The organism is Paraburkholderia terrae, assembly GCF_002902925.1.
Lineage (GTDB): Bacteria > Pseudomonadota > Gammaproteobacteria > Burkholderiales > Burkholderiaceae > Paraburkholderia > Paraburkholderia terrae.
Map to the genome: position 1 here is coordinate 1,454,196 of NZ_CP026111.1, position 14,277 is coordinate 1,468,472.

13 protein-coding genes are annotated in these 14,277 nt (G+C 62.8%); 11 read left to right on the forward strand and 2 right to left on the reverse strand.

The window, feature by feature from the left end:
* Positions 1 to 393: 393 nt before the first annotated feature.
* The 10 genes from C2L65_RS06520 to C2L65_RS06565 all read left to right on the forward strand — a co-directional run bounded on the left by C2L65_RS06520 (position 394) and on the right by C2L65_RS06565 (position 9,504).
* Positions 394 to 795: a DnaJ family domain-containing protein gene (locus tag C2L65_RS06520; protein WP_007749400.1), complete on the forward strand. Its 402-nt coding sequence runs from the start codon at positions 394 to 396 to the stop codon at positions 793 to 795.
* Positions 796 to 935: 140 nt separating this feature from the next.
* The gene (gene tadA / locus C2L65_RS06525) at positions 936 to 1,475 is read left to right on the forward strand and encodes a tRNA adenosine(34) deaminase TadA (protein ID WP_233446498.1); all 540 of its coding nucleotides are present in this window, start codon (positions 936 to 938) and stop codon (positions 1,473 to 1,475) included.
* A 13-nt stretch (positions 1,476 to 1,488) separates the two neighbouring features.
* Positions 1,489 to 2,415 (forward strand): muramoyltetrapeptide carboxypeptidase, encoded by a 927-nt coding sequence (ldcA, locus tag C2L65_RS06530; RefSeq protein ID WP_042313531.1) that lies wholly within the window; start codon positions 1,489 to 1,491, stop codon positions 2,413 to 2,415.
* A 330-nt stretch (positions 2,416 to 2,745) separates the two neighbouring features.
* Entirely contained in the window at positions 2,746 to 3,462 is a 717-nt protein-coding gene (locus C2L65_RS06535) for a GntR family transcriptional regulator (protein WP_042313534.1), read from the forward strand.
* A 384-nt stretch (positions 3,463 to 3,846) separates the two neighbouring features.
* On the forward strand, positions 3,847 to 5,343 hold the full coding sequence (locus C2L65_RS06540; RefSeq protein WP_042313537.1) for an NCS1 family nucleobase:cation symporter-1: 1,497 nt from the start codon (positions 3,847 to 3,849) through the stop codon (positions 5,341 to 5,343).
* A gap of 85 nt (positions 5,344 to 5,428) precedes the next feature.
* Positions 5,429 to 6,286, forward strand: coding sequence for an aspartate/glutamate racemase family protein (locus C2L65_RS06545; RefSeq protein WP_042313540.1), 858 nt, complete (start codon positions 5,429 to 5,431; stop codon positions 6,284 to 6,286).
* A gap of 155 nt (positions 6,287 to 6,441) precedes the next feature.
* Complete coding sequence (puuE, locus tag C2L65_RS06550) at positions 6,442 to 7,395, forward strand: allantoinase PuuE (protein WP_042313542.1); 954 nt, start codon at positions 6,442 to 6,444, stop codon at positions 7,393 to 7,395.
* Entirely contained in the window at positions 7,392 to 7,913 is a 522-nt protein-coding gene (uraD, locus tag C2L65_RS06555; RefSeq protein WP_042313545.1) for a 2-oxo-4-hydroxy-4-carboxy-5-ureidoimidazoline decarboxylase, read from the forward strand. Before puuE ends, uraD begins: the two co-directional genes overlap by 4 nt.
* Positions 7,914 to 7,981: 68 nt before the next feature.
* Complete coding sequence (gene alc, locus C2L65_RS06560) at positions 7,982 to 8,995, forward strand: allantoicase (protein WP_042313548.1); 1,014 nt, start codon at positions 7,982 to 7,984, stop codon at positions 8,993 to 8,995.
* Positions 8,992 to 9,504, forward strand: a complete 513-nt coding sequence (locus C2L65_RS06565) for an ureidoglycolate lyase (RefSeq protein ID WP_042313550.1) — start codon at positions 8,992 to 8,994, stop codon at positions 9,502 to 9,504. The genes alc and C2L65_RS06565 overlap by 4 nt, the downstream gene beginning before the upstream one ends.
* A 940-nt stretch (positions 9,505 to 10,444) precedes the next feature.
* Here C2L65_RS06565 and C2L65_RS06570 read toward each other — a convergent pair.
* Together C2L65_RS06570 and uraH are read right to left on the reverse strand one after the other, a co-directional pair.
* Entirely contained in the window at positions 10,445 to 11,638 is a 1,194-nt protein-coding gene (locus C2L65_RS06570; protein WP_007749363.1) for a urate hydroxylase PuuD, read from the reverse strand.
* Positions 11,639 to 11,846: 208 nt separating this feature from the next.
* Positions 11,847 to 12,200, reverse strand: a complete 354-nt coding sequence (gene uraH / locus C2L65_RS06575) for a hydroxyisourate hydrolase (RefSeq protein ID WP_042313565.1) — start codon at positions 12,198 to 12,200, stop codon at positions 11,847 to 11,849.
* Positions 12,201 to 12,822: 622 nt separating this feature from the next.
* Here uraH and C2L65_RS06580 point away from each other — a divergent pair.
* Positions 12,823 to 14,232, forward strand: coding sequence for an 8-oxoguanine deaminase (locus C2L65_RS06580; RefSeq protein WP_042313571.1), 1,410 nt, complete (start codon positions 12,823 to 12,825; stop codon positions 14,230 to 14,232).
* The last annotated feature ends 45 nt before the right edge of the window (positions 14,233 to 14,277 follow it).

Sequence of the window (14,277 nt, forward strand, 5' to 3'; positions counted from 1 at the left end):
GAAGCGAAAGCCGGTGCCGACGCCGCAGCTACCGCCAACTCCGCCGCTGCCGCCGCCGATGTTGCAAAACACGCCGCATCCGGACAAGGCGAGCGACAGTGCGACGCCCGTTACAAACACCCTCGCGAACGAGACGACGCGGCGGCGATCTGCGCCCCGCATCCGCGAGCCGCGTGTGGCGGCGAGCTTTGGGTGAATTGAGACGATGGCGGGAGCGAAATTTCGATGGGACATGACGGAGCCGGAAGCGCTGAAAAACCGACAACCATATCTCGGCCTGGAATGCCAGCCCATACGACTAATCCTAATCCTGGGTGTGTCCTCTAGGCGTCTGACAAATCCATTTCTCAGCGTCCTGATAAAATGCCAGAGCCGCAACGTAGTGGACTGCAAATGAAATTGCTTGATGCACTTGTCGAACAACGGATTGCCGCCGCGGCTGCGCGGGGCGAGTTCGATGATTTGCCGGGAACCGGCGCGCCGCAGGTTCTCGATGACGACGCCCTGGTGCCCGAGGAAGTTCGAGTAGCGAACCGCATTCTGAAGAATGCGGGCTTCGTGCCGCCCGCCGTCGAACAACTGCGGGCGCTGCGCGACCTGCAGAACGAGCTGGATGCCGTCAGCGATCGCAGCAGCCGCTGCAGGCTGCAAGCGAAGATGCTGGCCCTCGATATGGCACTGGAATCGCTGCGCGGCGGGCCGCTCGTCATGCCGCGCGAGTACTGTCGCCGGATCGCGGAGCGCCTGTACGAGCGCGTCGCGGAAGAGCCGACCGCCGACGCGGGGCCGGCGTGAACCCCGGCGTCGATCCGGCTGTTTTGCCGTCTGCCGTTTCCATTTCGTCTGAAGATTTGATCATCCCGTCCTGCTCGGGCGTCAGCGTCGCGAACGAAACGAACGCTGCTACCGACACTCCCGCGCCCGAACCCGCCCCCATTACAGAACGCGATCGCCGCTTCATGGCGCTCGCGCAGGCTGCCGCCGAAGAGGCGCGCGCCGTCGGCGAGGTGCCTGTCGGCGCGGTGCTGGTCCGTGGCGACGAAGTGATCGCGAAGGGTTTCAATCATCCGATCAGCGGTCACGATCCTTCCGCGCACGCCGAAATGGCCGCGCTGCGCGCCGCTGCGCAGAAGCTCGAAAATTACCGGCTGCCGGGTTGCGAACTCTATGTGACGCTGGAGCCTTGCCTGATGTGCGCGGGCGCGATCATGCACGCGCGCATCGCACGCATCGTGTTCGGCGCGCGCGATCCGAAGACGGGCGCCTGCGGCAGCGTCGTCGATGCATTCGCGAATCCGCAACTGAACCATCACACGACAGTGACGGCCGGCGTGCTCGAAGAGGAGTGCGGCGCTGCGTTGCGCTCGTTTTTCGCCGACCGCCGGCGCGCCGCGCGCGAAGCGCGGGCGGCGGCCGCATTGAACAACGCATCGGATGCAGCCGATCCGCGTCCGGACACCAATCAGACCCTCTGACTTGCCACTTCATATGGCCAAGCACCGCACCATCGAACTGATCGCGCCTTCCGGCTATCCGCACGATCCGAACGCGGTTCATCTCGCGTTGAAGCGCTTGCGTGCGCAGGGGCATCACGTGGAGAACGTCAACGCGACACAGCGGCGCTATCAGCGGTTCGCCGGCACGGATGGCGAGCGCGCGGCGGAACTCAATCGCCTCGCGGATCCATCGCGCGAACTGCCGGATATCGTGCTCGCCGTGCGCGGCGGCTACGGCGCGGTGCGCATCCTGCATGGGCTCGACTATCGCGGCCTGCAGCGCCGCCTGGGCGACCAGCCGATCGCTTTCTGCGGACACAGCGATTTCACCGCACTGCAGCTTGCGCTGCTGTCGCAGGCGAACGTGAAGACCTTCGGCGGCCCGATGCTCGCCGTCGACTTCGGCGCCGAAAGCGTCAGCGATTTCACGATGAAACACTTCTGGAACGCGCTGACTTCGGAGACGTTCACGGTTTCCAGCACGGCTCCCCAACCGCAAACCATCGACGTGACGGGCACGCTGTGGGGCGGCAATCTGGCTGTGATCGCATCGCTGGTCGGCTCGCCGTACATGCCGCCTGTGGAAGGCGGCATCCTGTTCGTCGAGGACGTGAACGAGCAACCATTCCGGATCGAGCGGCTGATCTATCAGTTGCATCTGGCGGGCATTCTCGAGCGTCAACAGGCGCTCGTGCTCGGCGATTTCTCGGGCGGCAAGGCGTTCGACTACGACAACGGCTACGATCTGCGCGCGATGGTCGAGCAGGTGAGGTCGGTAGTCGGCATTCCGATCGTGACGGGGCTGCAGTTCGGCCATATTCCCGATATGGTGACGCTGCCCGTCGGCGCCGAAGCGCGTCTCGTTGCGGGCGCGCGCGGGTTCAAGCTGACCGTTTCAGGGCATCCCGTGCTCGAATGACGGTTGGGTCCCTGGTTCACATCCGGCGAAGGCGAGGCATCTCGCCTTTGTTTTTGAGCGTCTAATGCAACTAACTGTCTGGTTCGTTTGATGCCTCCAAGTACAAGTGCGACCACGCGTAGCCGGATTTTGTTGACAAAATAGTCTGCAAGGAAGGCGGCGATCGGACCGCGCGTATGGTCTGAAATCAAGCGCTGATAAAGGCTTTCGTAGCGTTTGGGTTAGTTTTGAGCACGTCAGTCCAAACCAGAATTGTCGTAAATCCGCTCTCAAAATTGTTGACAATATTTATGTCCGTCCTAAGATGGACCACATAACAGCACGCCCATCATGTCCGAGACACCCAACGCCACTGCGAGCAGCACGAAACCCGAAGCGATCGCCGAGCGCATTCGCGCCGCGATCCTCGAGCATCGGCTCGCGCCTGGCGCGAAATTGACGGAAGCCCAGTTGTGCGAAGTATTCGGCGTCAAGCGCGGACCGATCCGTCAGGCACTGGCTCTGCTGTCCACCGACCACCTCGTCGATCTGGAGCCGAACCGCGGCGCGTTTGTCGCGAGTCCGTCGCTGCAGGAAGTGCATGAAGTGTTCGAGATGCGCCGGATCATCGAACTGGCCGTCGTCGACAAGATTTGCGCGAGCCAGGGCTCGCGGCGGTTGAAGAACATCGGCGGGATGATCGCGCGGGAGCGCAAGGCGTTCGAATCGCGCGACTTTCCGGCGTGGATCAGGCTGTCGGGCGAGTTCCATACGGAGCTCGCGTCGCTGACGGGCAATACCGTGCTGTGCGATTGCCTGAACGGACTGGTCGCGCGCTCGACGCTGATCTCGGCGCTGTACGAATCGCTGGGCCGCAGCCCGTGTTCGTTCGAAGACCACGAAGCGATTCTCGCCGCGCTCGACGCTGGCGATGCAAAGACAGCAGGCGCGCTGATGTCGCGTCACTTGCAGAGCGTCGAGTTGAAGATGCTGGATCGGCCGGCTAGCGGTGGGACCGATCTGCACGAAGTGTTCGGCATGCGCGCGCCCCGGGCCGCAGCCGGCTGACGATTGTCGAAGTGCAAGCCTGACGCACGCCCGCGCTCGCTGGCGGTGCGCGCTGCACTGAAGTGAACGGAGCTTGACCAGAAAGTCGACCCAAAGGTCGATCGCTACCACATCCGGTACGCGCCGCACCCGGCGTGTGCCGAGACCGAAAGACCGTACGGCGAGGGACGCCCATCAGGCGGGCCACGCTCACACGGCGAAGCCCTGCAGGCGTTCGCGGAAAGCCTGCGGCCATCAAAACAAGTACGTAAGTACGGAGACATCCGCGGCAACCTGTAAGCGATGCGCATACGCGCCAGCCACATAGTGAGCCGGTCGTGTGCCTGGCATACACGATGCAATGCTCGTCGATTCCCGTCGGCGTTCCCATCTTAGGAGGAATCCATGGCTCAGTTCAGTGCAGCACCGGATAGTTCGGCAATCCCCGATTACGAGAGCAGCGGACAAGGCGCTCACGCGATGCCCGCAGGCTACAGCGAACGCCTGTACAACGAAGACCTCGCGCCGTTGAAGCATCAGACGTGGGGCGCGTATAACATCTTCGCGTTCTGGATGTCGGACGTACACAGCGTCGGCGGTTACGTGTTCGCGGGGAGTCTCTTCGCGCTCGGGCTGACGAGCTGGCAGGTGCTGATCGCGCTGCTCGTCGGCATTACGTTCGTCAACGTGCTGTGCAACATGATCGCCAAGCCGAGCCAGCAGAACGGCGTGCCGTATCCCGTCGCGTGCCGCGCGACCTTCGGCGTGCTGGGCGCCAACGTTCCCGCCGTGATCCGCGGGCTGATTGCGGTTGCATGGTATGGCATTCAGACGTACCTTGCGTCGAGCGCGCTGGTGATCGTCGTGCTCAAGTTCTTCCCACAACTGCTGCCCTACGCGGATGTGCATCATCACGGCTTCATGGGCCTGTCGACGATCGGCTGGGCTGGCTTCATGTTGCTGTGGGTGCTGCAGGCACTCGTGTTCTGGAACGGCATGGAAACGATCAAGAAGTTCATCGACTTCGCCGGTCCTGCCGTGTACGTGGTGATGTTCATTCTCGCCGGCTACATGATCTGGCGTGCGGGCTGGAAGAACATCGGCATCAACCTGGGCGGCGTGAAGTATCACGGCATGGAAGTGATCCCGGTGATGATCACGGCGATCTCGCTGGTGGTGTCGTACTTCTCGGGCCCGATGCTGAACTTCGGTGACTTCTCGCGCTACGGCAAGAGCTTTCGCAGCGTCAAGCGCGGCAACTTCTGGGGCCTGCCCGTCAACTTCCTCGCGTTCTCGCTGGTGACGGTCGTCACGACGGCTGCGACGCTGCCCGTGTTCGGCGAACTCATCACCGATCCCGTCGAAACAGTGGGCCGTATCGATTACCCGACGGCCGTGATCCTCGGTGCTCTGACGTTCACGATTGCGACCATCGGCATCAACATCGTCGCGAACTTCGTGTCGCCTGCATTCGATTTCTCGAACGTTGCGCCGAAGCTCATCAGCTGGCGTGCAGGCGGCATGCTCGCTGCAGTGGCATCCATTTTCATCACGCCGTGGAACCTGTTCAACAACCCGGCTGTGATCCACTACACGCTCGACGTGCTCGGCAGCTTCATCGGACCTTTGTACGGCATCCTGATCATCGACTTCTTCCTCGTGAAGCGTCAGAAAATCGTGCTCGACGATCTGTACACGGTGTCGGAAAAGGGTTCGTACTGGTATCGCAATGGCGTGAACTATCGTGCAGTCGGCGCCTTGCTGCCGGCTGCAGTGATCGCGGTGATCTGCGTGATGGTGCCGTCGCTGAACGGTCTCGCGAACTTCTCGTGGTTCATCGGTGCCGGCCTCGGTGCAGTGTTCTACAGTGTATTGGCTCGCGATCTGCTGCGCGGTGCATGAAAGTTCATCAAAGGATGCAAGCAATATCTTGCATGGGACCGGAGTAAGCGCTAAAGCGCCAACTCCGGTCGACAAAGGAGTCGACATGCGTATCAAACTGATCAACCCGAACACGACGCAACGGATGACGGAAGCCATGGGCCGTTGTGCGCGCGACGTCGTGGCGCCGGGAACGGAGCTGGTGGCAGTGAGCCCGACGATGGGCCCGCCGTCGATCGAAGGCTATTACGACGAGGCGCTCGCCACGCCGGGGCTGCTCGCGGAAATCGAAGCGGGCGAGCGAGACGGCTTCGATGGTTATGTGATTGCGTGTTTCGGCGATCCTGGTCTCTATGCGGCGCGCGAACTGGCGCGCGGCCCGGTGATCGGCATCGCGGAAGCGGCGATGCATGCGGCGAGCGTGCTGGCGCCGGGTTTCTCGGTGGTGACGACGCTCTCGCGGACCTGCGGCATGGCCTGGCATCTGGCCGAGCGCTACGGCATGAAGCGGTTCTGCCGCAACGTGCGTGCAACCGACGTCGCCGTGCTCGAACTCGATCAGCCGGGCTCGTCCGCGCGGCGCATCATTCTCGACGAATGCCGCCGCGCGCTCGACGAGGACGGATCGGACGCCATCGTGCTCGGCTGCGCGGGGATGGCCGAACTGTGCCGCGAGATCGAGGATGCGCTGGGCGCGCCCGTCGTCGAAGGCGTGACGGCGGCTGTGAAGTGGGTCGAAGCGCTGGTTTCGCTGCGGCTGGCCACGGCCAAGCGGGGCGACTACGCGCGCCCGCTTGCCAAGCGCTATGACGGCGATTTTGCACGCTTCAGCCCGTCAGGCGCACAGCCAGCCGCTGCGCCCGCCGCCCAGCAAGCCGCCGGGGAAGCGCTGCTGCGGGTGAACTCGAGTGCATTGCGCGTCGACCCCACCGCCGATATTGCACCGCACATACACTCAGTCTGACATGCACTATCTGCCCGGGTGTATGGGCGCACCCGGGTGTTTTCGCTACACTGGTTCAACCCTGCCGGCCTTGCCGTAGCGTGTGTTTCCGCTTTTACGACGTCCGCCGGCGCGTACCTGTCAACGCTCACGTCAACCGCTGCGCCATTCACATCATGTCATTCGACCCGAACTATCCGCGCGACCTGATCGGCTACGGCCGCCACCCCGTGCAGGCAAACTGGCCAGGACGCGCGCGCGTCGCGGTCCAGTTCGTTCTCAACTACGAAGAGGGCGGCGAGAACTGCGTGCTGCACGGCGATCCCGGCTCGGAACAGTTCCTGTCGGAGATCGTCGGCGCGGCGTCGTATCCGGCGCGGCACATGAGCATGGAGTCGATCTACGAATACGGCTCGCGTGCGGGCGTGTGGCGCATCCTGCGCGAGTTCGAGAAGCGCGGCCTGCCGCTCACGGTGTTCGGCGTCGGCATGGCGATCGAGCGGCATCCGGAGCTCGCGCGCGCGTTCGTCGAGCTGGGCCATGAGATTGCGTGTCACGGCTATCGCTGGATTCACTATCAGGACATGTCGCCCGAGCGTGAAGCCGAGCATATGCGCCTCGGCATGGAAGCGATCGAACGCGTGACGGGCCAGCGGCCGCTCGGCTGGTACACGGGCCGCGACAGTCCCAATACGCATCGGCTGGTCGCCGAATACGGCGGCTTTCTGTACGACTCCGACAACTACGGCGACGACCTGCCGTTCTGGATGGACGTCGAAGTGACGGGCGGCGCGAAAGTGCCGCAACTGATCGTGCCGTACACGCTCGACACCAACGACATGCGCTTCGCCACGCCGCAAGGCTTCAACACGGCGGACCATTTCTTCAAGTATCTGCGCGACGCATTCGACGTGCTGTACGAAGAGGGTGACGAAGCGCCGAAGATGTTGTCGATCGGCATGCACTGCCGCCTGCTCGGCCGCCCAGGTCGCATGCGCGCGCTGCAGCGCTTTCTCGATCACATCGAAAAGCACGAGCGCGTGTGGGTCACGCGGCGTGTCGATATCGCGCGCCACTGGCGCGAGCATCATCCCTACCAACAACAGGACAACCGCGGGGCTGCGGCATGAAGGCGATGCAATACACACTGGACCAACTCAACAGCATCTCGACCGACGCGTTCGTCGCGGCGCTATCGGGCATCTTCGAGCATTCGCCGTGGGTCGCCGAAGTGGCCGCCGCGCAGCGACCGTACGCGAACATCGACGTGTTGCACAAGACGATGTCGAACGCCGTCGAAACCGCCGGCGAAGCGAAGCAGCTCGCGCTGATCAACGCTCACCCGGAGCTTGCGGGCAAGGCGGCTGTACGCGGCGAACTGACGGCCGAATCGACGCGCGAGCAAAGCGGCGCCGGTCTCGGTCAATGCACGCAGGAAGAGTTCGACAGGTTGCTGAGCCTGAACGCGGCGTATCGAGAGAAGTTCGGCTTTCCGTTCATTCTCGCCGTGCGCGGCTATGACCGGCACGGCATCATCGCGAACTTCGAAGCGCGCGTACACAACAGCCGCGCCGACGAACTGCGCGCAAGCCTCGACCAGATCTATCGCATTGCGCGTTTTCGTCTCGACGATCTGATCAGCGCGTAATCGTCGCTGATCGTCGTTACACAGACACGCATTCACAAAGCAACAACCCGACAGCAAGGAAGACAAAGATGGCACTCCCGATTCTCGATCCCAACGCACCCGACTTCACGCGCCGTTTCGTGAACCTCGCGGACCCGCGTCTTGGCGCGCAGGCACTCGAAGCCAGCGACGATTTCTTCGCGCCGAAAGACCGCATGCTGAATCCGGAGCCGGCCGTCTTCATTCCGGGCAAGTACGACGAGCACGGCAAGTGGATGGACGGCTGGGAAACGCGCCGCAAGCGCACCACAGGCTACGACTGGTGCGTCGTGAAGCTCGCGCGTCCGGGCGTCATCAAGGGCCTCGATCTCGATACCAGCCATTTCACGGGCAACTTCCCGCCGGCGGCATCGGTGGAAGCGGCGCGTGTGGTGGACGGCGCGCCGAACCAGTCGACGCAATGGACCGAGATCGTGCCGTCGACCACATTGCAAGGCAATAGCCACCACTATCTCGAAGTGGGCGACACGAACGCGTACACGCACCTGCGTGTGAACATCTATCCGGACGGCGGCATCGCGCGTCTGCGCGTGTACGGCCAGCCGCAGGTCGATTGGGCGGGCGCGAGCCGCACCGATCTGTTCGACCTCGCCGCGATGGAAAACGGCGCGTATCTGGTCGGCGCGAACAACCAGCACTTCGGCGCCGCATCGACGCTGCTGATGCCGGGCCGCGGCGTCAACATGGGCGACGGCTGGGAAACGCGCCGCCGCCGCGAGCCGGGCAACGACTGGGCGATCGTCGCGCTCGCGCAACCGGGCGTCATCAAGAAGATCGAAGTCGATACGGCGCACTTCAAGGGCAACTATCCCGACCGCTGCTCGATTCAGGCCGCGTACGTGACGGGCGGCACCGACAGCTCGCTGATCACGCAGGCGATGTTCTGGCCCGTGCTGCTCGGCGAGCAGAAGCTGCAGATGGACAAGCAGCACTTCTTCGAAAGCGAGATCGCGGCGCTCGGGCCCGTCACGCATATCCGCTTCAACATCATTCCGGATGGTGGCGTGTCGCGCCTGCGTCTGTGGGGCACGCTCGCATCATGAAGACACTCGCTATCGAACCGCTGACACGCGAAGCGTTCGCGCCGTTCGGCGACGTGATCGAACTGGAAGGCGCGAAGCAGATCCCGATCAATCTCGGCACGACGATCCGCTATCACGATCTCGCGAACGTCGACGTCACCGACGAAGGTGGCCGCACGCTCGTCAATCTGTTTCGTGGACAGGCGCGCGCGCTGCCGTTCGAAATCACGATGATGGAGCGGCATCCGCTTGGCTCGCAAGCGTTCATTCCGTTGAATGACAAGCCGTATCTGGTTGTCGTTGCACCTGCTGGCGAGCTGGATGAATCGAAGATTCGCGCGTTCGTGACGAGCGGCTGGCAAGGCGTGAACTACGCGAAAGGCGTGTGGCATCATCCGCTGCTCGCATTGGGCGAGGTGAGCGATTTCATCGTCGTGGATCGTGGTGGCGATGGGCACAATCTCAACGAGCAGAATTTGCGCGAGTCGCAGTGGTTGACGGAAGAGGCGATGAACGCGGTTGTCGTTTGATTTTTTTGCTGCGCAAGCATTGGTGGTTGGTTTTTGTTTTTGAGCTGGCATCCGCGATACGACTTACCCCTTCACGCGTCGCCCCTGTGCGGGGCGGCACCTACTTTTCTTTGCCGCCGCAAAGAAAAGTAGGCAAAAGAAAGCGGCTCACACCGCCAGCCCGTGTTCTTATCCACGGGCCCCCAACGTCCCCACGCTTCACGCGGCAACGCGCCAGTCTGCGCCCGTTGCCAACGTTCTCTCTGTACACCTCACCTGCTTCTTGTGCCCGCGTCGCGGCACACCGTGCCAGACAGTCCACCGCCGCCTAGGTGGCAAACTGTGTGCAGGCTTTTTCGGCTGATGCGCACCACTCCGGACTGAAATGCAAGGTCGGTGCTTCTGGCAAGAACGCCGAGGTGTGGAGCACTATGACCTACACACAGTTTGCCACCTGGGCTGCAGTCACGCTTCGCTGCCGTTGGCTGAGCTACGGGCGATTGAAGTAGGTGGAGGCACCCATTCGTAGCGTTGGCAACGGGCGCAGACTGGCGCGTTGCCGTATGAAGCATATGAACGGTTGGGGGCCCGCAGGCAATAACAGGAACTGGCGGTGCTAGGCCGCTTTCTTTGCTTACTTTCTTTGCTGCTGCAAAGAAAGTAAGTGCCGCCCCGCACAGGGGCGACACGTGAAGGGGTAGGTCATATCGCGGATGCCAGCGAAAAAACCAAAAGCACAGTGACAACGCATAAAGCACGAAGCCAAATCGCGGATGCCATCGAAATATCGAGCCGAGTTTTTAGCGCAGCTCGTTGAGCATGCAACGAACGCGAATATCACGCAGTACGATGAGATTAACGCGCCGTCATCCAGGCACAAAAAAGGCGGACTGCGCGCTTGCGCGCACAACCCGCCAACCTCGAAGAAACGGGCTTGCGCCCGTCATCGACACCTCGATCGTTAATTCACCGCGCCGCCCTGGAACCACGCGGCAATCTTCTGTCGTTCCTCGTCCGTCATGTGCGTGACGTTGCCGAGCGGCATCGCCTTCAGCGTCACGGCCTGCTGATAGATGCGCTGCGCGTTCGTCGAAATCTCCGCAGGCGTATCGAGCAACACGCCGGCGGGTGCGCTGCCCATCATCGTCGGATGCGCGGAGTGGCAGGCGACGCAGCGCTGTTGCAGCACGGGCACGATATCGGCCGTCTTCACGACGGGCGCGTTCGCCGCTTCCGCGACGGGTACGACGGGCTTCGGCATCGTCCAGAACAGCGCGCCGAACATCAGCACGATGCCCGCGAGCGGCAGATACCACAGCACCTGGCCACGGTGACGCATCACGAAGAACTGACGGATCAACGCGCCCGCCAGCATGATGACGACGAGCACCGCCCAGTTGTATGGATGCGTGTACGTCATCGCGTAGTGGTTCGACAGCATCGCGAACACGACGGGCAGCGTGAAGTACGTGTTGTGGACTGAGCGCTGCTTGCCGCGCTTGCCGTAGATCGGGTTCGGCGTTTCGCCCTTGAGCATTGCGGCGACCATCTTGCGCTGGCCCGGGATGATGACGAAGAACACGTTCGCCGACATGATCGTCGCGAGCATCGCGCCCATGATCAGATACGCCGCGCGGCCCGCGAAGATGTGGCACGCGAGGAACGCGGCGATCAGCACATAGATGCCCACGCAGATGCCGAGCACCTTGTCCTTGTTGCCAAGCAGCCGGCACAGCGAGTCATACACGATCCAGCCGGCGGCGAGAAAGCCCAGCGCCGAAAAGATCGCGACGACGGGGCCCATGTCGAGCACGTTCTTGTCAATCAGATACGTGTTCGGCGCGAACAGATACAACACGGTGAAGAGACCGAAGCCAGACAGCCATGTCGTGTACGACGGCCACTTCGACCAGTGCAGGTCGTCGGGCATTTCGGGCGGTGCGACGGTGTACTTCTGCATGTTGTAGAACCCGCCGCCATGCACGTGCCACAGTTCGCCGAACACGCCGCGCCGGCGCTGGTTCGGATCCACAGGCGGCTTCAGGCTGTTGTCGAGCGCAACGAAGTAGAACGACTCGCCGATCCATGCAATCGCGGCGATAACGTGAAACCAGCGAATCGCGAGATTCAGCCAGTCGGTGATAAAGCCTTCCATGAAACTCCTCCACTCCTGATTCGTTGTTCGCGCAGCATCTCGAGTGTTGCGCGGCATGCGGGGTTGTTGCGCCGGTGCATGTCCGCTATCGGATCAGTGCATGCAACGGCAATCGGATGAAATCGGGTGCCGATCGATCACGGCTTTCTGGCTTGCGCTTCGCGAATGTCTCCATGTCATCTGCGAAATGCACGCGAGGCCGTTCGCTTCAGCTGCCGCGATAGGTGCTGTACGCCCAGGGCGACACCAGCAGCGGCACGTGATAGTGCGCACCCGCATCGGCAACGCCAAAACGCAGCACGACGCGATCGACGAAGCGCGGTTCGGGCACTTTGGTGCCGATCGACGCAAAATAGTCGCCCGCATGGAACACCAGTTCATATTCGCCGACGGCGAGTGCATCGCCTTCTAGCAGCGGCTCGTTGCAGCGGCCGTCGTGATTGGTGGTGGTGGTTTTGAGCGCGCGGCGCGTGTCGCCGGAGAGCGCAAAGAGTTCGACCTTGATATCGGCGCCGGGACGGCCGTTTGCCGTGTCGAGCACGTGGGTAGTGAGCTTGCCCATTCGCGATTGTCCTTGTGTGGATGCGAGGTTTCAGCGGCGGCCCGATCCATTACACGTTGCGGCGGATCGAGGCTCCACGTCAGTGGCTACATACCCGTCGGCGGTTTGAAGCGAGCGCCGTGACATCCATTGTAGAAACATTGTTCACCTTCGCGCGGCAGCGATAGGAAAGATAATCGCTGCCGCATGACGCCCCGCCGGCGGGTATCGGACAGGCAGTCCGATGCAGGCTCGACGGGAGGTGCTGCACGGTTCCGATCGTACCGGCGCCAAAAATGACGACTATATGCACGGTGTGAACTTCGGTATCGCAGCGGCGCGAGTTGCCAGCGCAATTTTGTCGCCCGAAGGTTACGTCCATGCGCGGCGTTGCCGCGCATCCCGAAGACGGCGGAACACGCTGGGTAACCGGGCCAACTGCGTTCGAACGGACGCGACGGCACGGTGGCGTGCCGCCGACATCGCGTTCGAACGACTTTTGCACTTGCCCGGACAACCGCCGGCTGCGGCGACGGCAGAACGATGCAGCTTTGACCGGCTACATACGGCCAGAGCGGCGCAACAGCGCAGCATCGTGGAGCGGCCTCATCGGCGGCAACACAGGGCAGCACTGGAGAAACGAATGACGATGCAAACCAGTTCAACCGGCGTGACGCGAACGACCGGCCAGCGCGGCAGGACGATGCTGGTCAGGCATGCGGACGTGCTGGTCACGATGGACGGCGAGCGGCGCGAATTGCGCGACGGCGGCCTCTATATCGAAGACAACCGGATCGTAGCGGTCGGTCGGGCGGATGAACTGCCCGACACAGCCGACGAAATCCTCGACATGACGGGCCATCTGGTGATTCCCGGCCTCGTCAACACGCATCACCACATGTATCAGAGCCTGACGCGCGCGATTCCTGCCGCCCAGGACGCCGAGCTGTTCGGCTGGCTGACCAGCCTGTACAAGGTGTGGGCGAATCTCACACCGGAAATGATCGAGGTGTCGACGCTGACGGCGATGGCCGAACTGCTGCTGTCGGGCTGCACGACGTCGAGCGATCACCTGTACATCTACCCGAACGGCAGCCGGCTCGACGACAGCATCGCCGCGGCGCGCCGCATCGGCATGCGTTTTCATGCGAGCCGCGGCAGCATGAGCGTCGGACAGAAGGACGGTGGCCTGCCGCCGGATTCCGTCGTCGAGAAGGAAGCAGACATCCTGAAAGACACGCAGCGTCTGATCGAGACGTATCACGACGAAGGGCGTTACGCGATGCTGCGCGTCGTCGTCGCGCCGTGTTCGCCGTTCTCGGTGAGCCGCGATCTGATGCGCGAATCGGCGGCCATGGCGCGGCATTACGGCGTGTCGCTGCATACGCACCTCGCCGAAAACGTGAACGATATTGCATACAGCCGCGAGAAATTCGGCATGACGCCGGCCGAATATGCAGAGGATCTCGGTTGGGTCGGCCGCGATGTATGGCATGCGCACTGCGTGCAACTCGACGATGCCGGCATCCGGTTGTTCGCGCGCACGGGGACGGGCGTCGCGCATTGTCCGTGTTCGAACATGCGGCTCGCATCGGGCATCGCGCCCGTGAAAAAGATGCGGCTCGCGGGCGTGCCCGTCGGCCTGGGTGTCGACGGATCGGCGTCCAACGACGGCGCGCAGATGGTCGCCGAAGTGCGTCAGGCGCTGCTGTTGCAGCGGGTTGGCTTCGGACCGGATGCGATGACCGCGCGCGAGGCGCTCGAGATTGCGACGCTCGGCGGCGCGAAGGTGCTGAACCGCGACGATATCGGCGCGCTGGCGCCCGGCATGGCGGCGGACTTCGTGTCGTTCGATCTCCGGCAGCCGCTCTTTGCGGGCGCGCTGCATGATCCCGTCGCGGCGTTGGTGTTCTGTGCGCCGTCACAGGTCTCGACGAGCGTGATTGGCGGAAAGGTCGTGGTGAAAGACGGCGTGCTGACGACCGTGGATCTCGGTCCAGTGATCGAGCGGCATAACCGTCTCGCGCAGACGCTGTATGAAAGTGCAGCCTGAGCGCGTCGAATGAAAAAGGCGGCGGTTGGAAGCCGCCGCCTGCAC

Coding starts and splice junctions, on each gene's coding strand:
- C2L65_RS06580 (WP_042313571.1), top strand. CDS start 12,823: ATGACGATGCAAACCAGTTCAACCGGCGTGACGCGAACGACCGGCCAG.
- C2L65_RS06520 (WP_007749400.1), top strand. CDS start 394: ATGAAATTGCTTGATGCACTTGTCGAACAACGGATTGCCGCCGCGGCT.
- C2L65_RS06535 (WP_042313534.1), top strand. CDS start 2,746: ATGTCCGAGACACCCAACGCCACTGCGAGCAGCACGAAACCCGAAGCG.
- C2L65_RS06540 (WP_042313537.1), top strand. CDS start 3,847: ATGGCTCAGTTCAGTGCAGCACCGGATAGTTCGGCAATCCCCGATTAC.
- ldcA (WP_042313531.1), top strand. CDS start 1,489: ATGGCCAAGCACCGCACCATCGAACTGATCGCGCCTTCCGGCTATCCG.
- C2L65_RS06565 (WP_042313550.1), top strand. CDS start 8,992: ATGAAGACACTCGCTATCGAACCGCTGACACGCGAAGCGTTCGCGCCG.
- uraH (WP_042313565.1), bottom strand. CDS start 12,200: ATGGGCAAGCTCACTACCCACGTGCTCGACACGGCAAACGGCCGTCCC.
- uraD (WP_042313545.1), top strand. CDS start 7,392: ATGAAGGCGATGCAATACACACTGGACCAACTCAACAGCATCTCGACC.
- alc (WP_042313548.1), top strand. CDS start 7,982: ATGGCACTCCCGATTCTCGATCCCAACGCACCCGACTTCACGCGCCGT.
- C2L65_RS06570 (WP_007749363.1), bottom strand. CDS start 11,638: ATGGAAGGCTTTATCACCGACTGGCTGAATCTCGCGATTCGCTGGTTT.
- C2L65_RS06545 (WP_042313540.1), top strand. CDS start 5,429: ATGCGTATCAAACTGATCAACCCGAACACGACGCAACGGATGACGGAA.
- puuE (WP_042313542.1), top strand. CDS start 6,442: ATGTCATTCGACCCGAACTATCCGCGCGACCTGATCGGCTACGGCCGC.